At 59.3% G+C, this 23,765-nt stretch carries 22 protein-coding genes; 9 read left to right on the top strand and 13 right to left on the bottom strand.

All coding sequences use genetic code 11. The features are described from left to right. The first annotated feature begins 65 nt into the window (after positions 1-65). The 3 genes from N6L25_RS12580 to N6L25_RS12570 all read left to right on the top strand — a co-directional run bounded on the left by N6L25_RS12580 (position 66) and on the right by N6L25_RS12570 (position 2,177). Complete coding sequence (locus tag N6L25_RS12580; RefSeq protein ID WP_271980854.1) at positions 66-674, top strand: glutathione S-transferase family protein; 609 nt, start codon at positions 66-68, stop codon at positions 672-674. Between the two features lie 90 nt (positions 675-764). After that, the gene (locus N6L25_RS12575; RefSeq protein ID WP_271980852.1) at positions 765-962 is read left to right on the top strand and encodes a tautomerase family protein; all 198 of its coding nucleotides are present in this window, start codon (positions 765-767) and stop codon (positions 960-962) included. A gap of 18 nt (positions 963-980) precedes the next feature. Continuing rightward, a complete protein-coding gene (locus tag N6L25_RS12570; protein ID WP_271980850.1) occupies positions 981-2,177 on the top strand; it encodes a benzoate/H(+) symporter BenE family transporter in 1,197 nt (398 codons plus the stop codon). 105 nt (positions 2,178-2,282) lie between these two features. Here N6L25_RS12570 and N6L25_RS12565 read toward each other — a convergent pair whose 3' ends face one another. Further along, positions 2,283-3,953 (bottom strand): sensor domain-containing diguanylate cyclase, encoded by a 1,671-nt coding sequence (locus tag N6L25_RS12565; RefSeq protein WP_271980847.1) that lies wholly within the window; start codon positions 3,951-3,953, stop codon positions 2,283-2,285. A gap of 382 nt (positions 3,954-4,335) precedes the next feature. Here N6L25_RS12565 and N6L25_RS12560 point away from each other — a divergent pair, with 382 nt between their 5' ends. The 3 genes from N6L25_RS12560 to N6L25_RS12550 all read left to right on the top strand — a co-directional run bounded on the left by N6L25_RS12560 (position 4,336) and on the right by N6L25_RS12550 (position 7,635). Beyond that, on the top strand, positions 4,336-5,814 hold the full coding sequence (locus N6L25_RS12560; RefSeq protein ID WP_271980845.1) for a flavin-containing monooxygenase: 1,479 nt from the start codon (positions 4,336-4,338) through the stop codon (positions 5,812-5,814). Positions 5,815-5,959: 145 nt separating this feature from the next. Beyond that, on the top strand, positions 5,960-6,655 hold the full coding sequence (locus N6L25_RS12555) for a FadR/GntR family transcriptional regulator (protein ID WP_271980842.1): 696 nt from the start codon (positions 5,960-5,962) through the stop codon (positions 6,653-6,655). Next, positions 6,652-7,635, top strand: a complete 984-nt coding sequence (locus N6L25_RS12550; protein WP_271980840.1) for a bile acid:sodium symporter family protein — start codon at positions 6,652-6,654, stop codon at positions 7,633-7,635. Before N6L25_RS12555 ends, N6L25_RS12550 begins: the two co-directional genes overlap by 4 nt. 62 nt (positions 7,636-7,697) lie before the next feature. Here N6L25_RS12550 and N6L25_RS12545 read toward each other — a convergent pair whose 3' ends face one another. After that, positions 7,698-8,360, bottom strand: coding sequence for a J domain-containing protein (locus tag N6L25_RS12545; protein ID WP_271980838.1), 663 nt, complete (start codon positions 8,358-8,360; stop codon positions 7,698-7,700). Between the two features lie 195 nt (positions 8,361-8,555). Here N6L25_RS12545 and N6L25_RS12540 point away from each other — a divergent pair, with 195 nt between their 5' ends. The 3 genes from N6L25_RS12540 to N6L25_RS12530 are packed head-to-tail and all read left to right on the top strand — an operon-like array spanning position 8,556 to position 13,624. Beyond that, a complete protein-coding gene (locus N6L25_RS12540; RefSeq protein ID WP_271980836.1) occupies positions 8,556-10,622 on the top strand; it encodes a TonB-dependent receptor plug domain-containing protein in 2,067 nt (688 codons plus the stop codon). A gap of 57 nt (positions 10,623-10,679) precedes the next feature. Then, complete coding sequence (locus tag N6L25_RS12535; protein ID WP_271980834.1) at positions 10,680-11,669, top strand: ABC transporter substrate-binding protein; 990 nt, start codon at positions 10,680-10,682, stop codon at positions 11,667-11,669. Then, complete coding sequence (locus N6L25_RS12530; RefSeq protein ID WP_271980832.1) at positions 11,666-13,624, top strand: ATP-binding protein; 1,959 nt, start codon at positions 11,666-11,668, stop codon at positions 13,622-13,624. The genes N6L25_RS12535 and N6L25_RS12530 overlap by 4 nt, the downstream gene beginning before the upstream one ends. A gap of 8 nt (positions 13,625-13,632) precedes the next feature. Here the strand turns inward: N6L25_RS12530 and gorA are convergent, their stop codons facing one another. The 11 genes from gorA to gspE form a co-directional block, all read right to left on the bottom strand. Continuing rightward, positions 13,633-14,985, bottom strand: a complete 1,353-nt coding sequence (gorA, locus tag N6L25_RS12525; RefSeq protein WP_271980950.1) for a glutathione-disulfide reductase — start codon at positions 14,983-14,985, stop codon at positions 13,633-13,635. Positions 14,986-15,093: 108 nt separating this feature from the next. Then, positions 15,094-15,762, bottom strand: a complete 669-nt coding sequence (locus tag N6L25_RS12520) for a GNAT family N-acetyltransferase (protein ID WP_271980830.1) — start codon at positions 15,760-15,762, stop codon at positions 15,094-15,096. A gap of 57 nt (positions 15,763-15,819) precedes the next feature. After that, positions 15,820-16,344 carry a type II secretion system protein M gene (locus tag N6L25_RS12515; RefSeq protein WP_271980829.1) on the bottom strand — a complete coding sequence of 175 codons (525 nt, stop codon included), beginning with the start codon at positions 16,342-16,344 and terminating at the stop codon, positions 15,820-15,822. Between the two features lie 4 nt (positions 16,345-16,348). Then, on the bottom strand, positions 16,349-17,653 hold the full coding sequence (gene gspL / locus N6L25_RS12510; RefSeq protein ID WP_271980827.1) for a type II secretion system protein GspL: 1,305 nt from the start codon (positions 17,651-17,653) through the stop codon (positions 16,349-16,351). A gap of 38 nt (positions 17,654-17,691) precedes the next feature. Next, positions 17,692-18,693, bottom strand: coding sequence for a type II secretion system minor pseudopilin GspK (gspK, locus tag N6L25_RS12505; RefSeq protein ID WP_271980824.1), 1,002 nt, complete (start codon positions 18,691-18,693; stop codon positions 17,692-17,694). Further along, positions 18,690-19,475 carry a type II secretion system minor pseudopilin GspJ gene (gene gspJ, locus N6L25_RS12500; RefSeq protein ID WP_271980822.1) on the bottom strand — a complete coding sequence of 262 codons (786 nt, stop codon included), beginning with the start codon at positions 19,473-19,475 and terminating at the stop codon, positions 18,690-18,692. The genes gspK and gspJ overlap by 4 nt, the downstream gene beginning before the upstream one ends. Then, complete coding sequence (gene gspI / locus N6L25_RS12495) at positions 19,472-19,849, bottom strand: type II secretion system minor pseudopilin GspI (protein ID WP_271980820.1); 378 nt, start codon at positions 19,847-19,849, stop codon at positions 19,472-19,474. The genes gspJ and gspI overlap by 4 nt, the downstream gene beginning before the upstream one ends. After that, positions 19,846-20,376, bottom strand: coding sequence for a type II secretion system minor pseudopilin GspH (gspH, locus tag N6L25_RS12490; protein WP_271980818.1), 531 nt, complete (start codon positions 20,374-20,376; stop codon positions 19,846-19,848). The genes gspI and gspH overlap by 4 nt, the downstream gene beginning before the upstream one ends. A 3-nt stretch (positions 20,377-20,379) precedes the next feature. Then, positions 20,380-20,823 carry a type II secretion system major pseudopilin GspG gene (gene gspG / locus N6L25_RS12485; protein WP_271980816.1) on the bottom strand — a complete coding sequence of 148 codons (444 nt, stop codon included), beginning with the start codon at positions 20,821-20,823 and terminating at the stop codon, positions 20,380-20,382. 45 nt (positions 20,824-20,868) lie between these two features. Then, the gene (gene gspF, locus N6L25_RS12480; RefSeq protein ID WP_271980814.1) at positions 20,869-22,080 is read right to left on the bottom strand and encodes a type II secretion system inner membrane protein GspF; all 1,212 of its coding nucleotides are present in this window, start codon (positions 22,078-22,080) and stop codon (positions 20,869-20,871) included. Between the two features lie 7 nt (positions 22,081-22,087). Beyond that, positions 22,088-23,599, bottom strand: a complete 1,512-nt coding sequence (gene gspE / locus N6L25_RS12475) for a type II secretion system ATPase GspE (protein ID WP_271980812.1) — start codon at positions 23,597-23,599, stop codon at positions 22,088-22,090. Between the last annotated feature and the right edge of the window lie 166 nt (positions 23,600-23,765).

Here is a 23,765-nt window from a genome sequence, read left to right as displayed (position 1 = left end):
CCTCTCGCTTTCTAAGGAACCTCGGAATAACTCAGGAATCCGATCCGTCTAGAAGGAGAACCCGCATGTACACCCTTTACTACTTGCCCGGCGCCTGCTCTCGCGCCATCCACGCGCTGCTGCATGACCTCGGCTGCCCCGTTGAAATCTGCGACAGAACTCAGAGCACCGGCTTTACCGACCTCAACGCCACCGGCCAGGTACCGGTTCTGAAGGACAAGGATCTGGTGCTACGCGAAGGCGCTGCCATCATTCTGTATCTACTGGACAAGCACGGCGCCCTACCGGGCGTTGACGACGCCACAGGCAGGGCCGCGTTCCTGCAGCAACTGATGTTCGCCAACGCGACCCTGCACCCAGCCTACGGTCGGCTGTTCTTCATCGCCCAGGCCATCGTCGAGCCTCAGGCACAGCAGCAAGCCTTCACCAGGGCGGCGGCGATGATCGAGCAGCTTTGGACCATCGTTGACGCCAGGCTTGCCTCGTCAACCTTCACCTGCGGTCCGGACCTCAGCGTGGTCGACATGATGCTGGCCGTCTATGCGGAATGGGGCGGGTTGTTTCCGGTCGACATCCGCTTGGGCAGCCATGTGGAAAGGATGCTGGCGCAGGTAAGGCAGCATCCGGCATTCCAGAAAGCCGTTGCGGATGAGGAAGCCCAGCAAGCTGCCTGAGCTCGACATCCCCCGGATGGAAAGCAGACTTCACCTACGGAGTACACCCCCGCTTCAAGCGGGGGCCTTGGCCAAACCAGGAGAACGAAGATGCCCTACGTCAACATTCAAATCACCGATACCGGCGTGACCCGAGAAGACAAGGCCCGACTGATCGAAGGCACCACCCGATTGCTCTGGGAAGTGCTCGGAAAAGATCCGGCAAGCACCTTTGTGGTGATCAATGAAATCGGCCTGGACAACTGGGGCGTTGCCGGCGAGCAGGTGTCCCAACGCTCCAAGCGATAGACAAGGTTGGTGTTGATTATGAATGTTCTGAAAGACCTGTCCCTGTCAGCGATCAACGCCGGGTTTATCACGGTGCTGGTGGGGTTCACCAGTTCCGCGGTGATCGTGTTCCAGGGCGCGCAGTCCCTGGGCGCGACTCCGCAACAGATTGGCTCCTGGATGCTGGCGCTCGGCCTGGGCATGGGGCTGACCGGCATTGGCCTGTCCCTGAGGTACCGCATGCCGATCGCCACCGCCTGGTCAACCTCCGGCGCCGCCATGCTGATTTCCGCCGCGGCCGGGGTGTCGATGAACGAAGCCATCGGCGCATTCATCGTGAGCGGTGTGCTCATCACCGTGTGCGGATTTACCGGGCTGTTCGACCGGATCATCATCCGGATTCCCCGGCCCATCGCCGCCGGTATGCTGGCCGGCATCCTGTTGCAATTCGGCCTCAATACCTTCGCCTCGATGAATGGCGAGTTCGGCCTTGTCGCTGGCATGTTCTGCAGCTTCCTGGTGGCCAAAAGGCTGGTTCCCCGCTACGCGATCCTGGCGCCTTTGTGCCTTGGGGCGGCGCTTTCAGGTGCCCACGGCACTCTCGACTTCAGCCAGGTCGAGCTGGCCCTGGCCACCCCGGTGTACGTAGCGCCGGTGTTCAGCTGGTCGGCCTTGGTGGGTGTGGCCCTGCCCCTGTTTGCCGTGACCATGGCATCTCAGAATGTGCCGGGGCTCACGGTCTTGCGTAACGCCGGCTACAACGCACCCGCCGCACCGTTGATTGGCTGGACCGGGGCCACCACCACGGCACTGGCCCCCTTTGGCTGCTACGCCCTGAATCTGGCCACCATCACGGCGGCGATATGCGTAGGCAGGGAAGCCCACACAGATCCGGCCAAACGCTACGTGGCCGGTGTCGCCGCCGGCGCTTTCTATCTTCTGGTGGGTTTGTTCGGCGCTACGGTGGGCTCGCTGTTCGCGGCCTTCCCGGAGGAGTTCATCTTTGCCATTGCTGGCCTGGCCTTGCTCGGCACCCTTGGCGATGGACTGGCCAGCGCCCTTGGCGAGCCAGCGCAGCGGGAAGCCGCGTTGATCACCTTCCTGGTCACCGCTTCCGGGGTGACGCTGCTGGATATCGGGTCTGCCTTCTGGGGGATGATTGCCGGAGGCGCTGCTCAGTTCGTGCTGAATGGCGGCGTCTCCGGCAAACGGCTGGCAACGCCGCCCTCGCCCTAAGGCCCAGGCGAGCGCTGGCAACGCTCGAATGCTTCGAAGGTCAGGCCGGCTCCGGTGGAGAACTCCCCGGTGACAGGCCTGTAGGTCGCCCCGGAATGACCCGCCTTATGGGTCCGCAGTTACCGGGGGCTCGGCTTGGGCGGCATGTTGAACCACCCGATCTCTGCCAGTCCTTTTGGCCTGGTACAAGGCTGCGTCCGCATGACTTATCAGTTCCGCAGGAGCATCGCTACAGGACTTCAGATAAGCAACGCCAAAGCTGCAGGTCACGTTGAAGACCTTGTCGTCAGACCTGAATTCGATCTCTGAAATATTCACCCGGACCCGCTCCAAAAACGCCAACGATGCCTTGGGCGAACATTCGGGCAATACCAGGCAAAACTCTTCGCCGCCAATCCGTGCGAGGATATCGGAATCCCGTATGGCGCCTTTGAGATGGTTCGAGATCTTTTTCAGTACCTCATCGCCCATCCCATGACCGTGGGTGTCGTTGACGGACTTGAAGTGATCAATATCCAGAATGACCACCGACAACGGGTGTTGGTACCGCTTGGCCCGCTCGAACTCCTCGCTGATACGCGCGTCCAGGTAACGCCTGTTATGGAGTCCCGTCAGCGGATCACGGATGGCCAGCTGCTCCAATCTCAGGTTAGCTTCGTTCAGTTCTTTGGTTCGCTCATCGACCTTAAGCTGAAGGCTTTCGTTAAGTTCCCGCAGCGATTTGATCATGAACGAAAAGTGCGCAGTCAGTTCTCGGGCCTCCCGCCAACCACCCATCATCTGAGGCTCTTCCAGGGAACCTCGGGCCACTTTTGAGGTGTGGGCCCTGAGCTTTTCGATCGGCTTGGCGATAAAGTACGACAGCACGATGCCCACAACCAGCGCGATCAGGATGATCACCATCTCAGCCGCATAAATCAGCGTAAGGTTCCGGTTGATAACCTGATTCACCTCTGCTTCGTTAATCTTTGCCACCAGCCCCCAGTCTAGCTCTTTGATGTAACGGGTCGAGGCCATGACCGGCTGCTCCGTGTAATCTGGCGCCCAGCTCATCAGAGCCTCATTGCCCAGCAGAGCCTGAGTGATCGGAACATCCAGCCGATCGCTCGACACCCGTCGAGTAAACGCGGCCTGGTGATCGTACTTAAGCGGTACCGCAAACAACGCATCGCCGCTTTCGTGGCGAACCGCAAACGACCACTCGCCGGTTTCTCCCAATCCCGTTCGGTCTCTCACCAGCTCGAGAATGAATTCCGGGAAGAACGTCAGCCGAATGTGGCCCACCGTGTCATGGTTCAACAGCAAAGGCGCGGTGCTGATAGCAAGCAACCCGGGCTCGCCGGACGTGAGCGAGATGGATGCTCTTGATTCGAGGCGGAGATCGAGTTGCTCAATGTCGGCCTGATAAGCCGTCGTCGCCACCAGCCGGCCATTTCGGTCAAAGACGCTGATGTCTTTGATGTGCGCTAGCCCGTTCTTCGCATCGTGGATGATTTTGGTGATTTTTTCCTGATCCGCCACGCCCGACGTGGCATTCCAGCGGGCGAGGCTGATCCGCATCTGCGTTCGGCTGGACACCAACGCCGTGTTGTCCTTTATGCGATCAACCGCGGTCAGAATTCGCTGCTTGGCGATGTTCGACAGGGCAGAGAGGTGCTGCGCATAGAGATCCCGGGTGTGGTTGCCCGACTGCTGATTCAGGTACTTCAGGCCGAGAAACAGCGGCAATGCTGATATCAACAGGAATGCGATGATCAATAGATGCTTAAGTTTCAATGTGCATCCCCCAGGCTCTGATTCCCATTGCTGGCCTACGCTTGCAATATAATGGCACGACGGTACAACTCCCATTATGGTGTCGGCGGAATCTTATCAACCAAGGGCCAGAGATGCCTCCCTTATATCGGCCAAACCGGAGCTTGCGGATCGCCCACCAATACTCCGGTTGTCGACAGCACGCCATACTGGCACACGCCAGGCCGGCATGCAGCCCCCCCCCCCCCCCCCGCTATACACTCAGTAGGCCCCATAAATTCCTGCCAGGCCAAATCAATTGGCCTTTGCGGTTGGTATTTTTGTCCCCACAAGTCATGCGCCTGAAGAAGCCGTAGCCGTATACTCCACAGTAACGTTATTGAGTATTACGGAGTCTTAGGTAATGACCGACAGCAGAACCAGCGCCCCGAGCGTGGTGATCATTGGCACCGGCTTTGGCGGCCTGTGCATGGCGATTCAGCTCAAAAAAGCAGGGATGAACAACTTTGTCCTGCTGGAGAAGGCCAGCGGCGTAGGCGGCACCTGGCGGGACAACACCTACCCGGGCGCGGCCTGCGATGTCCAGTCACACCTCTACTCCTATTCCTTCGAGCCCAAGCACGACTGGTCCCGCAAGTTCAGCCGGCAGCAGGAAATCAAGGGCTACATGGAGGACTGTGTCGAGAAATTTGGCCTGCAATCCCACCTCCGCTTCAATAAAGAGGTGGTGAAAGCGAGCTACGATGAAACCAGCCATCTCTGGTCCATCGAAACTGCCGACGGCGAGATTCAGCAAGCCAACGTACTGGTGACCGCCACCGGCCAGCTGAACCAGCCCGCCTACCCCTCAATCAAAGGCACGGAAACCTTCAAGGGTAAAGTGTTTCATTCGGCCCGCTGGGACCACAGTTATGACCTCACAGGCAAAGCCGTCGCGGTGATCGGCACCGGCGCCAGCGCTATCCAGTTTGTCCCGGAGATCGTACCGAAGGTAAAGAACCTGAAGCTGTTCCAGCGCTCCGGCGCCTGGGTCGTCCCCAAAGCCGATCGCCCGTTCAATTCCTGGGAGCAGTGGCTGTTCAAGAAATTGCCGGCCCATGACCGCCTGTATCGCTCATTAATCTATTTGAAGAACGAAAGCCGGGCGCTGGCGTTCACCCGCTTCGGCTCGGTACTGGAACTGCTCGCCCTGCAGGCCCGCTGGGAAGCCAAGCGCAAGGTAAGCGACCCGGAGAAGCGTAAGAACATAATTCCGGATTACAAAATTGGCTGTAAACGCATACTGATTTCCAACGATTGGTACCCGGCCATCGACCAGGACAATCTGGACCTCATCACCGATAACATTGAGCGGATTGAGGAAAATGCCGTGGTTACCACGGACGGTCGGCGCCATGAAGTGGACGCCATCATTTATGGCACCGGCTTTAAAGCCACGCAGTTCCTGTCCCCCATGACCATCACCGGGTGCCAGGGCCAGGCTCTGAACGATGCCTGGCAGGATGGCGCCGAGGCTTACAAAGGCATCTGCGTATCCGGGTTCCCCAATATGTTCATGCTGTATGGCCCCAACACCAACCTCGGCCATAATTCCATCGTTTACATGCTGGAATCTCAGGTCACCTACATCATGGATTGCCTGCAGGCCCTCCAGCGTAAGGATGCCGGCGCCATGAACGTGCGCACCGAGCGCCAGCGCAGCTACGTGGATGCCATTCAGGCTCGCCTCGAAGGCACCGTTTGGGATGCGGGCTGTACCTCCTGGTACCGGGATGAAAACGGCAAAAACACCATCAACTGGCCAGGTTTCACGTTTGTTTACCGACACGCCACTCGGGCTGTAAACCTGAAGGATTTCGACTTCCTGCCCACTGAGAACTAAGCCCACACAGCGCTTTGCATTGGGCGATCCTCGATCGCCCATCCCCTTGTTCACGCTTCTGGCAGAGTACCCCGCAATTCAGGGGTTGAAGCCTCTCGATATTCATAGGATGATTGGATCATAGTTTCTTAGGATCTTTTCAGTCATGAAATTGACACGCATCGCCAAGGGCTCCTTGGTCGACAACGCCCTCGAGTCGCTGCGCAATGCCATCGAAAGCGGTCAGTGGCAAGTCGGTGACCGCCTGCCGGTGGAAGCCGAACTGTCGGACGCCCTCGGCGTCAGCCGCAACACCGTGCGGGAGGCCGTTCGGGTACTGGTACACGTCGGCATGCTGGAAACCCGTCAGGGCGACGGCACCTATGTGCGCGCAACGCGTGACGCCGGAGCGGCGCTCAGACGTATTGAACGTGCCCAATTACAGGATCAACTGGAAGTGCGCCAGATGTTAGAGGCGGAAGCGGCGGGCCTGGCCGCCTGTCGCCGCTCCAGCGAGGAGTTGCAGGCCATGTCCGATGCCCTCGACCGACGCGCTCAGGCCGGTGACGACCTTCCAGCTCGCATTCGGCACGATAACGCCTTTCACCACGCAGTTGTGCAGGCCTCCCACAACTCGGCGCTAACGGAACTGTATGGCTATTTTGCCCATACCATCACCCGCACCATTGAACGCACCGAACTGGATACCAGCCTGCCGGAACCGTCCCAGGAAGCGCACGAACTGTTACTGGCCGCCATTCGTCGCCAGGACGCCAACCGGGCATCCCAGCTGGCCAAGGCACTGCTGCAACCCTGCCTCGATGTCCTGCGGGCTCAAAACCAGCGCCAGGGTCGTCAATGAAACTGAACATTGATCGCTTTACCCTGCTTCTGCTCGGCGCCATCGTGTTGGCGTCGTTCTTACCGGTAAGAGGCGCTGCCGCCTACTGGTTAGCCGATGCCGGTACGTTGGCGGTCGCCCTGCTCTTCTTCCTGCACGGCGCGGCCCTATCCCGGGACCAGGTGATTGCCGGGGCCAGTCATTGGCGCCTTCACCTGGTCATCACAAGCCTCACGTTCGTATTCTTCCCCCTCGCAGTGCTCCCAATCAACCAATTGGCACCACGCTGGATTCCCGAGGATCTGGGGCTGGGCTTTTTGTATCTGGGGGTGTTGCCGTCGGCGGTGTCATCGTCGATTGCCTACACCGCCATGGCCCGGGGCAACGTGCCTGCCGCAATATGCAGCGCGGCGGCGTCCAACGTTTTCGGTATGATGCTGACCCCGTTCCTGCTCATCGTCCTGGTCAGTACCACCAGCAGCGGAGACTTCTCGGTGCTGGAGGCGTTGCAAGACATTGCGCTGCAACTGCTGTTGCCATTCGCCATCGGTCATGGGCTTCGGCCATGGTTGGGAGGCTTTCTGGCCCGGCATGAATCGCTGGCTTCCCGGTACGATCAGTGTGTGATCTGGCTGATCGTCTATTCGGCCTTTTCTCACTCGGTGGTCAGCGGGTTGTGGGACAAACTGCCGCTTGGCGCCATCCTGCTTGCGATAGGGCTGTGCGTCCTGCTGCTGGGTTTGCTGATTCTGGTGGCACGGACCATCGTCCGCTGGCTTGGGCTGAGCCTGGAAGACGAAGCGGCTGTGGTTTTTTGTGGTTCCAAGAAAAGCCTGGCCTCGGGCCTGCCCATGGCCAAGGTTCTGTTCTCGGGCCATCCCGGATTTGGCATGATCGTGCTACCCATCATGTGCTACAACCAGATCCAGGTGATTATTGGCGCGGTCCTCGCCCAGCGCTACCGCACCCGTATCGAAGCCTCCCACAGCGCTCCCGAGTAACCCGCCCGGCGCACCCGCGCCTTGCCGAAGCGGGGCGGGTACGGCTGCGACGAGCGACTCAGTTACTGGCCCGTTAAGTTGCTGAATAGACTGGTGAGCACGATCAGCGCCACAATCCAGCCAATCGCCGCGGGCCAGAAATTGCCCGCGGGCTGTTGCTGCTCTCCTTCAACTCGCTCAAGGCCTTCTGAGCGCCCGGCTGATGCCGGCTGTTCCGACGGGACGGATGCCCCCACCGCTTCCGAATCGGCAACGTCGTCCCAACCAAACCAGCTCGCCAGAAAACTCGCGACGTCCGCCGCCAGGTCGCCCTGGCGGGCCATGGGCCTCAACTGCCCCTCCAGCTTGCCTGCAATAGCCTGCTTTAACGGCGCCTGGTCGGCTGGGGGATCGGTCAATACAGCCTTCCAGATACCGACATCACCGCTGCGGGCGGTGTCGTTTAACAGCGCGTTAACCTGGATGACGACCTCCCGTACCAATTGGTGCTCGGCCGCGCCCAATTCCGCCGCTGACGGTTGGCTGCCCGAAATGTCGTCCCTGGTTTCCTGAGCCTGTGCTGGCCGGTACGCTGCTTGCCCGGCCTGGGCCATGGCGTCCCGGTAGGCGTCATCCAACTGCCTGGCGTTGGCGGCCTCGACGAACTTGACCTGCTGCCGATAGGCACGCTCGATTTCCCCCGGGTCACGGGTAGGCTCAATTCCCAGCACATCCCAACAGCTCATCTACACTGACTCCTTACATCGTCTTGTGGGCAATTAACTTTTTGCAGCAATTAACAAGCTTTCGGGAAGACACAGGTTTGTGACTGACTTATCATTCCCAGGCTGACCCGATTATGTCGGGCGGCCTCCCGCTCCGACAACAATGGTCGGCCCCCTTCGCCCAAGCTGTTATCGATACCTGTATAAGACTACCCCATGTCCCTGCTTACGCCGAACATAAAAAAGTATCTCGCCGCGGCTTTGTTGGCCCCGTTGAGCTCCGTACCCGCCCAGGTGCTCGCCGACAACCTGGTGGCCGCACTCGATGTCTCGGACGCCTTTGCTGAGGATTACGGCTTCCTGCTGGAAGCCCCGGTACCGGAAGTCCTCACCACCACCAAACTGCGCCAGCCCAAATCCCGGGTACCTGGCACCACCACGGTTATCCAGGGTCAGCTTATTCGAGACCTTGGCATTCTCAATCTGGTTGAGGTATTCCGGCTGGTTCCCGGCATGACGGTGGGTTACGTCGGCAGCAATCGCCCTGTCACCAGTTACCATGGCACGGTGGCCTACGACCAGCGACGACTGCAGGTGCTGATTGATGGCCGTACCGCCTATCTACCGAGCCTGTCTGGTGTGGACTGGAATACCATGCCGGTTGCGCTGGAGAACATTGAGCGCATCGAGATCAGCCGGGGGCCCAATGCCGCCGCTTACGGCATCAACGCCTTTCTGGGCACCATCAACATCATCACGCGGTCTCCGGAGGATACCCAGGGTGTCAATCTGCACACTTCCTACGGCAGTCGCGGACACAAGAATGTGTTTGGCTCGGCAGGCAACGTCTCGGATGATTTTGGCTGGCGCCTCTCCTACGAGCGTCGGGACGAGGACGGGTTCGACTTTCAAGTTAACGATGACACCTTAGAGCGGGAAACGGTTCACGATGGCTACAGCCTGAACTTTTTCAATTACGACGCCCGCAAGACCTTGAGCAGTGTTCATTCCCTCGACCTCCGCGCCGGTGTCACCGACGGCATCGATGAAGAAGACAAAGGCCGTATCGGAGACGAATTTGGCGCCATCACCGACCCGGACGTGGACGTGCGGGATTACTACCTGCAGGCTCGCTGGAACTACGCGCCGCTGGAGAACCACTACCTGCATGTACAGGCCAGCTACCAGAACTACGACCGTCACCAGAAGTGGCGGACCTGTCCGCCAGGGTTCGGTTTTTGCGCCGACACCAATCAGAACATTGAGGAATCCCGGTTGGAACTCGAGATTCAGGATACCCTTATCCTCAATCCAGACCTGCGACTGGTGTCCGGCTTAGGCTATCGGGAGGACCGTTTCAACTCCGATACCTTCTTCAATGGCAACGGTTCCAACTATCAATCGCGCCTGTTCAGCAACGTCGAGTACACCCCCATCCAGTGGCTCACCTTTAACGTCGGGGCAAACTGGGAGGATTCCAACACGCTGGATAACGAGGTGATCTCGCCCAGGTTCGCAGCCAACTTCCAGCTGGCCGAAAACCAGACCCTGCGGTTTGTCTTCTCCAAGGCGGTGCGCACCCCGGATGCCTTCGAACAAGGCGCAGACTGGGGTTATCGTGCCACCAATGTCGAGCCGGACGCGCTCGCTTTCCTGGAGGGCATGAGAGTCGGCCCGGTATTCCAGGCACCCGGGACGCTCGATGAGGAGCGTATCATCTCCCGGGAGATCAGCTACTTTGGCCAATTCCGGGTCGGCGATGGCTTATTGTCCACCGAGATCAAGTATTTCTACGATCACCTGCGCGACATCATCAGTGGCCACCTGAGCCTGGGGGAATGGGATCTGGATAACAACGTCGCCCTGGACCAGAAAGGTTTTGAGGTGGAAACCTCCCTGGAATACCCCGATACCCAGCTCCGGCTCACCTACGCCTATATGGATCAGGATGGTGAGTACACCGGGGAGCCGGTAGCGGACGAGCAGGAATTCATCGATCTGGAAAGCCGTCTCACCGCACGACACTCCGGTAGCGCGGTCTGGGTTCAACAATACGGGTTCGATATCTCCTCTGCCCTCGCCTACTATTTTGTCGACGAGTTCCGCCGCGGACAATTTGAGCGAGCCGACCTTCGATTGGTAAAAAACGTATATACCCCTAGACTTAACTACGATGTTGCGGTGATCTTCCAGTATTACCTGCATGACATACCGCCCATCAGCAGAAACAACATCATCAAGGACAGGAATCAGGTCTTTCTGGAAGCCGGCTTAAGGTTTTAATCAGGCTTCTGTGAGCCAAAGCCGTATCGTACAGACGTGCAATTACCAAGGCTGGTAATGACCAATCGCCCACAGACATTGACTACCTCATTGGCAGGCCGTGCCCGACGTCTGCTAATTGCACTGATGTCTGTGCTGGCACTGCTTGTGGGCAGTTCGGCCGGAGCGCAGTCACTGGTTCCCACGGATCAGAGCTTCTCCCACCTGGTGCTGGTTGCCGGATCGGACAATGCGGCCTTCAACATTCGCTTCATCGAACTGCTCAAGCAAACGCTTGGCGACCGGATTGAGGTCAGGCCATATACTGAAGCCATCAGCCAGGCTCAACCACAGGCACTGGTGGTCTCCCTGGGCAACCGAGCGCTGAGCCGGGTACAGCAACAGTCCACCCGTCCGCCAACGCTTGCGCTGATGATCGACGAAGACCAGTTCGCCAACTACGCCAATCGTAATGGTCCTCCGCTGTCGGCCATCTACTACGATCCGCCGCTGCTCAGACAGGCACTGCTCGGTCACCTGATCCTGCCACATGGCAACCAGGTGTCAATGCTGGTACGACCCGGGCAGGAAACCAATTACGATCAACTTATTGACGAGCTGGCCAGCTACGGCCTCAAAGCGAAACTGTTTACCGTCGACAGTGAGGACAATCTCATCGCCTCACTGGCGCGAGCCCTCACCTACGGCGACTATCTGTTGGCGGTATCCGACAACGCCATTTACAACCCACGTACCATCAAACACATTCTACTGACGGCTTACCGTCGCAATCGCATCGTCATCGGTCCCGGGCGGGCCTTCGTGCGCGCGGGCGTGCTGGCCACCACGTACACGCCAGTGGACGATATCGCAAGAGCGGCCAGCCGGCACATCAAGGCCTTTTTGCAGTCCGGACGGCTACCGCCGGCCGTGCATCCAGAGGATTTTGGCGTTGAAATCAATCAGCAGGTAGCCCGCTCACTCAACATTCCACTTCCCGAGGCTTCCCAACTGGAAGCCCAGCTCAAATCACTGCTCGGCGCCGGTACTGAGGAGGAAGCGCCATGACGCTAAGGAAGCGAGCCTCCAGATCACTCAGTCGGCATCTGCTTTGGCTGGGGATTCTCCCCGCCCTGTTGATGTTTCTGGTGCTGATGTTTTTCTTTACCTCGGCCCGACTCGACGACGCCCGCAAGGACCTCTTCAACAGCGGCCAGTTGCTGGCCGACAATTTGGCCCCGGCGGTGGAGTACGCGGTCGTTTCAGGCAATACCCAGGTACTCCAGCAAACCCTGGAACAATCAATCCGGCGCAGTCAGGTCAACTGGATCCGGGTCAAGGACGTAACGGGCCGCACCGTGGGCACGGTCCAGCAGGATGACGGTGAAATCGACGACAGCCAGGGGCAGGTGTTTATCGCCGATATCCTGCAACTCCCCCTCGATATGGGAACGGAACGCAGCACCGGCTGGTTCGAGCCGAACTATGGCTTCTCCAGCGGTGCCATCCGCATTGGGGCTGTGGAAGTAGGCGTGTCGGAAGCGGTCATTGCCGCCAAACAGCGGGACATTCTATGGTCGTCGTTCATTGTCGGACTGGCTTTGCTATTTTTCACCGTGTTGGTTGTGCGTCGCAGCCTGACCAGCCTGGTTGGACCAATGCAGGACCTGGCGGATCGGGTGACCGCATTGATTGGTGGAGACTACGCAAACGTCCCCATCAAGCGATTGCACAATACCACCGAGATCATCGAGCTTGAGAAAAACCTCAATTCCCTTGCCCGGCACATGCAGAACCTCCAGTCTTCCCGCGACCAAACTCTGGCGGCGTCCGAAACGGCACGGGAGCGAGCAGAATCGGCCAGCAAGGCAAAATCGGAGTTCCTGGCGGTGATGAGCCACGAGCTCAGGACACCGTTAAACGGCGTGCTGGGTATGATTGAGTTGATTACGGAAGACGAACTGACGGAACAACAACGAGACTACCTGCACACTGCTAAACGCTCTACCGAGGATCTACTCACCGTAATCAGCGACATTCTGGATTTCTCACGCATGGACCGTGGCCAGCTGGCGCTCGACTACCACGACTTCGATATCCGGGAAGTCATCGAAAACTGCGTTGCCACCTTCCGTCATGCAGCGGAGCAGCAAGGTTTGAGCCTATCACTTCAGTTCAGCGGAAACTGGCCAGGACACACCCTGGTCAGGGGCGACGCCCCCAGGCTTCGCCAGGTTCTGGCCGGCCTGCTGGACAACGGCATTAAATTTACCGAGGAAGGCACCATATCGGTGCAGGCCGAATGGCACCATCTGGAGCACCAGTGCATGGTTCTACAGTGCACGGTGCGCGATTCAGGCAGTGGCATTCCCAGCGAACGCATGAAGGAAATTTTCCGGACGTTCGAGCAGCTAGACAACTCAGACGCCCGTCGCCACGGCGGCACCGGTATTGGTCTTGCCCTGGTGCAGAAACTAGTTGAGTTAATGGGCGGTCATATCAAAGTGGACACCGATCTGGGCATGGGCTCGGCCTTCTGTTTTGAGCTCCCTTTCGAGCTGGATACCGATAGCACAACCGACGAGTCACAGTCACAGTCACAGTCACAGTCACAGTCACGGGTAATCATGACCGACGGCGCAACGTCGCGGGCCCTGGTGGTCGAAGACAATCCGGTTAACCAGCGAGTCGCCACAGCGCTACTGACTCGGCTGGGTTTCGAAACCGATGCGGTCAGCAACGGGCAGGATGCCCTTGAGCGCGTGCAGTCCCTTCAGTTCAACTATTCGGTGATCCTTATGGACTGCCAGATGCCTGTCATGGATGGCTATGAAACCACCCGTTCGATCCGGGAGTGGGAGCAACAGAATGGCCACACAAGCGTACCCATCATCGCGCTGACGGCCGACGTTCTGCCCGGCACCGAGAATACATGCCGGGAAGCGGGAATGAACGATTACCTGGCCAAGCCCGTAAGGAAGGAAAACCTCCGGGCAGTGCTCAGCCGCTGGATACGGTTCTGAATCCGCCCTCAGTGGTCGGCCACTGGCTCCCGCATGGTGACAAACTCTTCCGCCGACGTGGGGTGGATACCAATGGTGCTGTCGAATTCCGCCTTGGTGGCTCCGGCCTTGATCGCCACAGCCAGCCCCTGCAGGATCTCACCGGCATCGGGGCCAACCATATGGGCGCCGAGCACCTGATCGGTTGTTTTGTCCACCACCAGCTTCATCAAGCAACGTTCCTGACGCCCACTCAGCGTGTATTTCATCGGCTTAAACTCTGACCGGTAGATGACCACCTGATGGCCGGCGGCTTTCGCCTCTGCCTCGGTCAGCCCCACGGTGCCGATGTTGGGCTGACAGAATACCGCCGTGGGAATATGCTGATAGTCCATCTCGCCGCCACCATCGCCAAACAACCGCTGCGACAGCACCATCGCCTGGGCAAGGGCCACCGGAGTCAGCTGGGGGGTGCCGATCACATCGCCCAGCGCGGTGATATTGGGCACTTTGGTCTGAAAGTGTTCATCGACACGAATATGGCCGGATGCTTCCAGCTCAACGCCAAGCGCCTCCAGTCCCAGTCCCTCGGTCAGGGCTCGCCGCCCGGTGGCGGCCATTACCAAGCCAGTCGTGAGGCGGGAGCCATCAGAGAGCGCCAGGTTGTAGTGACCGCCCTCCGCCTGAACCGAGTCCAGCGTCACCCCGAAGCGGAGATGGATACCTTTTTTCGCCAACTCCTCGGCGGTGAAGCGACGCACGTCATCATCAAACCCCCTGAGGAAAAGCTCACCGCGGTAGATCAAGGTGGTCTCAACCCCCAGCCCGGCCAGGATGCCGGCGAATTCCACCGCGATGTAGCCGCCGCCCCAAACCACCGCCTGCCGGGGCAACTGCGGTAAGTAGAACATCTCGTTGGAGGTCAAAATGCACTCTTTGCCGGGAATATCCGGCACCACCGGCCAACTCCCGGTGGCTACGGTGATGTGCCTGGCCTGGTAACGGCGATCACCGACCATGACGGTTTGGGCGTCCGTCAGCCGTGCACTCCCTTCAATGATGGTAACGCCGGCCGACTCCAGCATGCGCCGGTAGATGCCATTCAGCCGCTCGATTTCCGCATTCTTGTTAGCCACCAACGTCGGCCAGTCAAAGGCCACCTGCTCGCCTGGCACCTTCCAGCCATAACCCGCGGCATCTTCCAGCTCGTCACGAACGTGGGCACCGTAAACGAACAGCTTCTTGGGAACACAGCCAACATTGACGCAGGTGCCGCCGAGATAGCGGGACTCCACGACCGCCACCCGGGCCCCCCGCTGGGCAGACATCCTGGCCAGTCGGACGCCACCGGAGCCGGCGCCTATGACAATCAAATCGAACATCTGTTGCTCAGACACGCTGTCTCCTACATCCCTAATGTCAAAGTTCCCAAGAGCAATGCCCCAGATATCGAAGCCCCAGGGAGCCCCAAACGTTACCCTAAGGCCTGTTTACCCGTGGCTACCGGCGTTCTCCGCCCTGTGCACTTCCCGAAACAAAACATGGTCTTCAAAATCGCCGAGTTTGACTTTACCCAGGCTGCGGAAGCCTTCCGACTCGTAAAATTGCAGGTAGCGACTGTTACCGGTATCCAGTACCAAGCCGCTGCCGCGGGGATTGTCCTCGCAGAGGCGCTGAACCGTTTCCAGTAGCAGACGGCCGTAACCGCGATTCTGGTATTTGGGGTGAACGCCCATCAGCGGTAGTTGATGCGCCTGGGGCTGGGGCAGCATGGCCCTGATCCGGTCATGGTATTCCAGGTAGCGGCGAGTGCTGGCGAAGCCGGCGGTCAGGACCATTCTGAGTCGCCAGCTGAACTGGTCCGCGAGGTTGAGCCTCAACTCAGGATCACCAATGAAGGCCACCGCCACCAGGGTTTCATTAACCATCACCCCAATGGCTTCCTGATTCAGTTCGAAGTAGAGGCCGATCAGTTCCCGTATGGTGGCGCGCACTCGCTGTTCATAGCCTGGACGTCGGTGATCGAACAGATACTGGAACGTCGGTTCGTGCCGGTAGGCCTGAAACAGGATGGATTTGGCCTCGTTGCGAGCGGTTTCATCGAGCCGGACGATCGCCGCCTCTGGATGGAACTGACTGCCTGGGTTACTGCCTGCCATCTTTGCACTCCCCAAAAGAAACGGCAGGCGACATCGCCCGCCTCCGGAACCCTGGCATCAAATCTCCAGGGTAAGCCTCACCGACACCAGTCCTGGGGCATCTCCCCGATCGAAGGATGCCTGATCGACCACCACACCGTACTGCTGGCTCAGCCCTTCCAGCCACGACGCCACGTTCTTGAACGGTACGTCCTCGAGCCATACGCGTATGGCGGAATCGCCGCTGGGTTCAAAGCGGTTCAGCGACAGGCCAGACTGTCCGGCAGTCCGTGTCACCGTCGACATCAGTGCCCGGCTGTCGGTCAGCTGGGATGCTCCGCCCGGATCACCCCCGGACTGCGCCAGCTGCCGAAGGGCCGGCCGGTTTTCCTGCATCCACGCCAGTAAGGCTTCGGCGTTGTCCTTCGCATCGGCGGCTCGCTCATGATAACCGGCGGCAGGCCGCCAGAGACCGAAATAGACAAAGGCCAGCAGCACCGCCACCACCAGCACTAACAGCGCCTGTTGATCACGTTTGGGCAGCTGGTCGTATTGCGCAATGAGCTTGCCGATCGCAGGGTGTTCCTTAATTTTCGCAAGCACCGGCTTAACCTCCAGAAACTGTCAGGCGGCCTCTCGCACCGCTGGGTTCATTCACCACGGACCCGATATCCGCCTCCAGGCCTTTCTGCACCAAACCGTTGCGCAACGCACTCAGTTTGTCGAAATTGTCGGCGCGCAGGTCCATCACCAGTTCCCCGCGGGACTGGGTATAGTTAATGGAGTTGAAGCTGACGCGCTCCTTGCCAGGCAAACTGGCGTACTGTTGTCCGGCGTATTTGATCAACGACAGGAAATCGGCACTCTGACCGGTCGCATCCAGTTGCCGCAGCTGACCGCCCACTACCCGTCTCACATTGCCGGCATGAGTGCGTCGATCGGATGGGAAAAATTCCTGATAAACGGCCATGGCCTGATCTTCGAGTCGCTCCGCCTGCTGCTGCTGATAGATGCCTGTACCGATTTCCAGGGCCACTTGCAGCACAAACCAGGTGCAGGCCACTGCGATGAGTGGTCGCCAAGGCCGCAGCGCACTGCGACGACCACCGTTCACCGCGAACTCCCCCTCACACAGGTTGATCGGATCGCACAGATGCTGATAGTGGGCGTGGGCAAGCAGCTCTACCGGCGAGACCTCCAGCGTTTCCTGGCTGTAGTTCAGCGTCGAGTCAGAGGCCAACACCCCCTCCAGCGCAACATGTTGATTCAGTACGTCCTCCGTTCCGTACAGGGCAACCCGAACTTCCGCCTTGACCTCGTCCTCTTGCGGCATGGCGAGGGTGTGCATGAACATTTCCAGATTGGCGGCCGCCATGCGTAGCCATTCGCCGCGACCACTGCTCACCAGCGCTGTCTCCGCCCCCAGGCAGATGACCCACTCACGCCCTTGTACCGGCAGCAACGACGCATCCGCGTACATCGCCACAAGCCTGACATGTTCCCAATTCGAGAACACCGCCGTCCAACCGGCCATGGTGCGACGGTCGACCGCAGCCACCCGATAGCCTGTTTCTCCCTTGCTGCCAAGGGCCAGATGCATGCTTTCCACTTCCTGGGCCAACTGTTCCTCCACCGCGAACGGCAGCGCCTGGCGGATGAACCGAGCCTGCTTGGCGGGAATGTCAGCCAGGCAGAAAATCACTTCGTCCCCCGGTACCAACGCGTACAGGGCTACGTGCTCCAAGGCGTTCTGGGCGAGGGTCTGTTCGATGGTTTCCCTGGAATCCGCCTCACCATGGGCCTGAACATCGCCGCCAGCATCGAGCAACACCCAATTGAAGGCCAGGCCGGCCGGATCGGGGCCGGTGTCCTCCCGGCTCTGCTCGGGTTGAACGTATAAGCGATAAGTCATGGTGTTAGGCGTCCTTGTGCTATGCCTGTGAATTACGATCAGCCTTCCGACACGGCGAAAGGCGGCTTATCGATTCGGTGTTTCTGACCGCTGTCCCGGGCGACAATCTGAAACTTCCCGTCACTACTGCGATACAGGGTGCTCACCAGGTTCACGGTGCGGTTGTCGAAGGTGATTCGGGAAACCACGTCAAAAAATCGGCTGTTCAGACTCAGCCTGTCCGCCTTCATCCCCAGGCCGGCAAACTCTGGCAATGCCAGGAAGTCGGCCATCTCTTCAAACCGCTCTTCCTTCACTTTGGCTAGGATAGCTTCTGCCTGGGACGGCGTCAGCCTTTCATGGAGTGACTGCAAAACGGCTGCGGTCGCCATGTTAACATTGATCCCCAGGCCGGACACCGGCAGCGCTGCAACGTGAGGGCGAAGTTTCCGGTAGTCCTCATCGGTCATGCCCATGATCAGCAGCAATTCGCTGACGCTGGTGAACTTCTGATTGGCCGCCCGATAAGAAGGCTGTTGCACCAGATAAAGCCCGTCTTCGGCACCCGAAGCGCTGACAGTCTCGTCATTGGCATCGAGCCAGTCGATAAGCGCGTCTACCTTCACCGTGTTGATATCCAGCACCTGCAGCAATCGCTCCAGGCGAGCACGGGTGATGGCATCAACATCGCCGCTGGCGGTGACCAGGTCATTGAGGTTGATGCGTCCGCTGAGGTCGTCGATCTGCACCTCCGCCACCCCCTGGTCGTCCAGGGGCAAAATCGCGGAGTACTGCGACCAGGGTTCGTCCGGACTATCGACCAGGGCGCCGTCGTCCTTGTCCTGCTCGTAGTCCTTAAACAGGATCTGTTGAGCAAACTCCTCGGCACCCAGAGCCACGCTGTACCCTTGTTGCTGGGCCAGATAATGGCCAGCGCGGAATATCCGCACGCTCTGCTGCTGGGTCATGCCGGCGGTCAACATGATCACCAACGCCATCGCCAGCAGCACCATAATCAAGGCCACGCCGCGCTGCTGCCGGACCGGGCTGAACGCGGTCATTGCGAGCCTCCTGCCGCCGGCTCGCCCTGTTCACCCTGTTCGCCCTGCTCGTCGGTCTCCCCCGACTGCCCATTGGCCGGGACATTCTGATCGTCCACCTGACGCTGCAGCGCCTGGCGATCAAACGATGGCAGCACGTAAAGCCGCTCTATTTCACCAAATCGACCATGCTCCAGCCGAATTCTCAGCCCCTTGGGCAGACCAAGGGATTGCATGCCTCGGTCGGTGGCATTGTTCAGGGCCTCCTGGGTCGGCCACTCATCCACCCAGTTGTTCTCATCGTCCAGATACTGAACCTCGAATCTCTTCAGATCCTGAAGCAGCAGTTGGTCTCGACTGGTATCCTCCTGCCCCTGATCCACCATCTGCCAGTAGCGCCGCCGCAGCTCCTCGCCGGTAAATTCGTAGGCGACACGTTGTAATTCGGAGCGACGACTGCCGAGGGGATTGCGCCAACCCTGACGGGTCAGCATCAAGTCGAACTGATCGCCGCGACTGGTCAAAGCCGGATCAAAATCCCCATAAACGTTACGAACTGGCCGATTGACCGCCTGGGTGATATCCCGCTCCAGTAGCAGAAAGGCCTTCTGCAGCCCGTCAAACTTGCCGGCCACGTCGTCTACCCGGTCGCGGGAGGCGATCACGCCAGACAGTACCTGCCACACCCCAAGCCCGATGATCGCAGTGATGGTCACGGCGATCAGCACCTCCATCAGGGTGAAGCCGGACTGCCGCCGCCGCGGCTTGCCAACGAAGGGTGTGATGGGCGTGCCCGGCTTCATTGTGGATCTCCGATGAAGCCGGACAACGAATGAACGGGAATGGGGTCGGCGTATTCGTCCGGATACCGGGAAACGCTAATATCCACGCGACGAATGGTAGGCTCGGCGGTTCCTTTCACCGAGGTCAGCACCTGCCAACGGTACTGGCCAAAATCGAGCTCGTCGGTGTTCTCGGAAATGTCGGGAAAGGCGTCAGCGAGACGAATTTCATTCATCCGGTTGTCGGCAATCCACAGCGCCAGGGTTTTATCCCGAACCCTCTCGTAGCTGGTGATGTACTGGCTCCCCACCTGCGCCGCGGCGGTACCGATCAGGCCAAACACCAGCAGGGCCACCAGCACTTCGATCAGGGTAAAGCCCTTTACTCGAATCAAGATTCCCCCTCTTGCGCACCGGGAGGAAGCCACTCGATCGCAGACAGGCCATCGGAAACGATACGGTGTACGTAATCGGAATCGCTACCCACCGTAAACTCCAGTTCAAACGGCGTTGTCTCGCCACTGGAGAAGAACATCAGATCAGGACGAAAGGCATCTTCATCCCCGCCCAGCCTGGGCAGTTCGTTCTCCACCAGCGGCGTGACCGTGAGCCATTCCGGAAAATTCCGCGGACGGAACAGACGCTCTCCCTGCTCGCTCCATTCGTCGTTCTCGTCATCGAACACGAGAAACTGGTAGCCCTCATCGGTAAACAGCAGGCCCAATTCGTCATTATTGAGAATGGCTTGCTCGGAAGCGGTCTGCATCAACAGGAACAATTCACGAACCTGGTTTTCAAGCTCCCGTTGCTGGCTGGCACCTCCCATGTTGGTCACCGCCAGGGCGGCCAGCAGACCGACCACCACCAGTACCACCAGGATCTCGATCATGGTGAAGCCTTTGGAGATGCCGCGGTGAATCACCGGTTATTCCTGCACTTCCCAGACACTGATGTCGGTGTCGTTGCCGTCACCACCTTCCTGGCCATCGGCGCCATAGGACAGCAGGTCGTAAGGCCCCTCAACACCCGGGCTGATGTACTGGTAGGGGTTACCCCAGGGATCTTCCGGCACGTTCTTCATGTAGCCGTCCGGGTTCCAGTTCTTCGGCTCAGGGCTTCCTGTCGGCTTGCTCACCAGGGCCTCCAGGCCCTGTTGGGTGGATGGGTAATGGCTGTTGTCGAGCCGGTACAGGTCCAACGAGTTGCCGATGTTGCTCATCTGGGTTTTGGCAACCGTGACCTTGGCCTGCTCGCTGCGACCCATGATGTTGGGCGCAACAATGGCCACCAACAGGCCGAGAATCACCATTACCACCATGATTTCAATCAGGGTGAAGCCTCGTTGGATCCGGGCATGTTCGTTCGTCATGATGTTCAAGTCCTTCCGTTATCGTTGCTGTGAATGTTTTGGCGATCAACCAACCAGGTTACTCATGTTCAGAATGGGTAACATAATGGCCAACACGATGATCAGCACCACGACCCCCATCACCAGCAGCATCATCGGCTCGAACAAGCCAACAATCGTGGCAATCTTTGCCTGTAGGGTATTTTCCTGCATCCGCGCGGTACGCTCCAGCATGCTGTCCAGTTCACCACTGGCCTCGCCACTGGCGATCATGTGCAGCATCATGGGCGGGAAATAGCCGGTCTGGTCCAGTGACCGATGCAGCGAGCCCCCTTCACTCACCTTCTGCGCCGCACCGCGAAGCTCCTGACGCAGGTAGTCGTTGGACAACACCTCGCCGGCAATGCGCATGGCATCCACCAGCGGCACGCCACTGGTGGTCAGGATGCTGAGTGTGCTGGCGTACTGGGCGGTGTTCACTCCTCGCACCATCCCAGCCACCAAGGGCAGGTTCAGTAACGAGCGGTGAAATCGCAGTCGGTTTGCAGGCTTGCGCAAGGCCAGGCGAAAAACCACCACGGCGAGCGCAATCAGCCCCCCGAGGTAGACGCCGTAACTGGATAGGAACTCCGACACCGACAGCATCACCTGGGTCAGCGCGGGCAACTCCTGGCCCTGCTTGAGAAACACATCAATGATGTCCGGGACCACGTAGGTCAACAAAAACACCACAATGGCGATCGCCACAAAGCTGAGGATGATCGGATAGATGGCGGCCAGCTGGATTTTCTGCCGCGCCTCCTGGCGTCGCTCGGTGTGATCCGCCAGCCGATTAAGTACCAGATCCAGGTGACCGGCATGCTCTCCAGCCGCAACGGTGGAACGGTACAACCGGGGAAACGCCCGCGGAAACTCACCGAGACTGTCCGCCAGCGAATACCCTTCCATCACCTTGGCCCGAATGGCGATCATCATGCTCTTGAGCCGGGGTTTCTGGGACTGCTGGGCGGCCGCAGACAGCGCCTGCTCAATGGGGATGCCAGACTGGATCAGCGTCGCCAACTGCCGGGTCACCAACGCCAGGTCTGCGGGGCTGAGGCTACCGCGACTGCTCAACGGGTTTGTTCGCGCCTGCTTTTCAACGGCAGGGACGACCTCCAGCGGCGTCAGCGAACGTTCCCGCAACTGTTGACGCACGGCGCGGGCACTGTCCGCCTCCAGCACGCCATGCTTTTGCTTGCCTCGTTCGTCGAGGGCCTTGAAATCAAATGCTGGCATGAGCGGCTCAGCTCCGGTGGGTCACGCGAAGAACTTCTTCGATGGAAGTCACCCCTCGCAGGATCTTGTCCACGCCGTCGGCGTGAATACTGGGACTGCGTTTGCGCGCCTCGTACTCCAGGTCCAGTTCGCCTGCGCGCTTGTGAATCAGGGCACTGATCGGCTCAGTGACCTCGACGACCTCGTAGATGCCGATGCGGCCCCGATAGCCCAACTGATTGCAGTGTTCACATCCCTTAGGCCGGTAGATGGTCGGAGGTTTCTCCGGGTCCTGTTGCATGAACTCGCACTGCTCTTCCGTGGCGGTGCATGGCTCCTTGCAATCCTCGCACAGTACCCGCACCAAGCGCTGGGCGATGATGCCCACCAGGCTGGATGAGATCAGGAACGGTTCGATGCCCATATCCATCAAACGAGTGATGGCGCCAACGGCGGTGTTGGTGTGCAGCGTGGACATCACCATGTGGCCGGTCAGACTGGCCTGCACGGAAATTTCGGCGGTTTCCAGGTCCCGGATTTCGCCGATCATCACAACGTCGGGGTCCTGGCGCAGAATCGCCCGCAACCCCCGCGCGAAGGTCATATCCACTTTCGGATTGACCTGGGTCTGGCCGATGCCCGGCAAGTTGTACTCGATGGGGTCCTCGACGGTGAGAATGTTCCGACTGCGGTCGTTGATCTCCTGGAGTGCCGCATACAGGGTGGTGGACTTACCGGAACCGGTCGGACCGGTGACCAGCAGGATGCCATAGGGCTGGCTGATGAGCTGGCGCAGGATCTTCAGGTCCCACTCGGCCATGCCCAAGGATTCCAACCGGATATTGCCGGCCTGCTTGTCCAGCAGACGCAGTACCACCCGCTCGCCATTGGCTGAGGGCATGGTGGACACCCGCAGGTCCACTTCCCGCCCGGCGACACGCAGGGCGATGCGGCCGTCCTGGGGCACCCGTTTCTCCGCGATATCCAGTTTGGCCATGACCTTGATCCTGGAAACCAGCAAGGGAGCCAGCGCTCGCTTGGGCTGGACCACCTCGCGCAGAACGCCATCCACCCGGAAGCGCACCACCAGGCGTTTTTCATAGGTTTCGATATGGACATCCGAAGCGTGGGTCTTGACCGCTTCGGTAAGGATGGCGTTGATCAGCCGTATGATGGGCGCATCGTCTTCCTGTTCCAGCAGGTCCTCGGTTTCGGGGACCGACTCGGCCAGCGAAGCCAGATCCATATCGTCACCGATGCCTTCCACCATCTGCATGGCCTCAGTGGAGTCGCTTTGGTAGGCCATATTGAGGGCGGCGTCGAATTGCTCAGGCTCGATGGCGGCGAAGCGGGCACTGCCGCCGCTGACGCGATTGGCTTCGGCCAGCGCAGCATGTCCGGCGCCGGGGCGCACCAGAATCACCGCCCTGCCTTCGTCGTCACGGGTCAGAATCACGCCGTTACGTTTGGCAAAAGTAAATGGCAGACGGCCCAGCGGCGCATCCTGCTGCTGGAGTTCGGAATCTGAGTTCAAGGTCATCCTCATTCTGTCACGTTGGCCCGGAGGCCTTATTGGGAAAGTTTCCCTTGTTATTCAAATAATTCAGAAAGGCTACCACAGGATTTGGAACCGCTGAACAACTGTATACACTATACTGCGAAACGTAGTGCCCATGAACGCCTTGCAAGCCTTTAAAGCGCAAAAA

The sequence above is a fragment of the Marinobacter sp. SS21 genome (genome assembly GCF_028369065.1).
In the GTDB taxonomy this organism is placed as follows: domain Bacteria; phylum Pseudomonadota; class Gammaproteobacteria; order Pseudomonadales; family Oleiphilaceae; genus Marinobacter.
This window is presented reverse-complemented; position numbering and strand designations above follow the sequence as displayed.

What these genes read in the sequence shown, in the direction of transcription:
- N6L25_RS12580 (WP_271980854.1), top strand. Translation starts at nt 66, where the DNA reads ATGTACACCCTTTACTACTTGCCCGGCGCCTGCTCTCGCGCCATCCAC.
- N6L25_RS12575 (WP_271980852.1), top strand. Translation starts at nt 765, where the DNA reads ATGCCCTACGTCAACATTCAAATCACCGATACCGGCGTGACCCGAGAA.
- N6L25_RS12570 (WP_271980850.1), top strand. Translation starts at nt 981, where the DNA reads ATGAATGTTCTGAAAGACCTGTCCCTGTCAGCGATCAACGCCGGGTTT.
- N6L25_RS12560 (WP_271980845.1), top strand. Translation starts at nt 4,336, where the DNA reads ATGACCGACAGCAGAACCAGCGCCCCGAGCGTGGTGATCATTGGCACC.
- N6L25_RS12555 (WP_271980842.1), top strand. Translation starts at nt 5,960, where the DNA reads ATGAAATTGACACGCATCGCCAAGGGCTCCTTGGTCGACAACGCCCTC.
- N6L25_RS12550 (WP_271980840.1), top strand. Translation starts at nt 6,652, where the DNA reads ATGAAACTGAACATTGATCGCTTTACCCTGCTTCTGCTCGGCGCCATC.
- N6L25_RS12545 (WP_271980838.1), bottom strand. Translation starts at nt 8,360, where the DNA reads ATGAGCTGTTGGGATGTGCTGGGAATTGAGCCTACCCGTGACCCGGGG.
- N6L25_RS12540 (WP_271980836.1), top strand. Translation starts at nt 8,556, where the DNA reads ATGTCCCTGCTTACGCCGAACATAAAAAAGTATCTCGCCGCGGCTTTG.
- N6L25_RS12535 (WP_271980834.1), top strand. Translation starts at nt 10,680, where the DNA reads ATGACCAATCGCCCACAGACATTGACTACCTCATTGGCAGGCCGTGCC.
- N6L25_RS12530 (WP_271980832.1), top strand. Translation starts at nt 11,666, where the DNA reads ATGACGCTAAGGAAGCGAGCCTCCAGATCACTCAGTCGGCATCTGCTT.
- gorA (WP_271980950.1), bottom strand. Translation starts at nt 14,985, where the DNA reads ATGTTCGATTTGATTGTCATAGGCGCCGGCTCCGGTGGCGTCCGACTG.
- N6L25_RS12520 (WP_271980830.1), bottom strand. Translation starts at nt 15,762, where the DNA reads ATGGCAGGCAGTAACCCAGGCAGTCAGTTCCATCCAGAGGCGGCGATC.
- gspL (WP_271980827.1), bottom strand. Translation starts at nt 17,653, where the DNA reads ATGACTTATCGCTTATACGTTCAACCCGAGCAGAGCCGGGAGGACACC.
- gspK (WP_271980824.1), bottom strand. Translation starts at nt 18,693, where the DNA reads ATGACCGCGTTCAGCCCGGTCCGGCAGCAGCGCGGCGTGGCCTTGATT.
- gspJ (WP_271980822.1), bottom strand. Translation starts at nt 19,475, where the DNA reads ATGAAGCCGGGCACGCCCATCACACCCTTCGTTGGCAAGCCGCGGCGG.
- gspG (WP_271980816.1), bottom strand. Translation starts at nt 20,823, where the DNA reads ATGACGAACGAACATGCCCGGATCCAACGAGGCTTCACCCTGATTGAA.
- gspF (WP_271980814.1), bottom strand. Translation starts at nt 22,080, where the DNA reads ATGCCAGCATTTGATTTCAAGGCCCTCGACGAACGAGGCAAGCAAAAG.
- gspE (WP_271980812.1), bottom strand. Translation starts at nt 23,599, where the DNA reads ATGACCTTGAACTCAGATTCCGAACTCCAGCAGCAGGATGCGCCGCTG.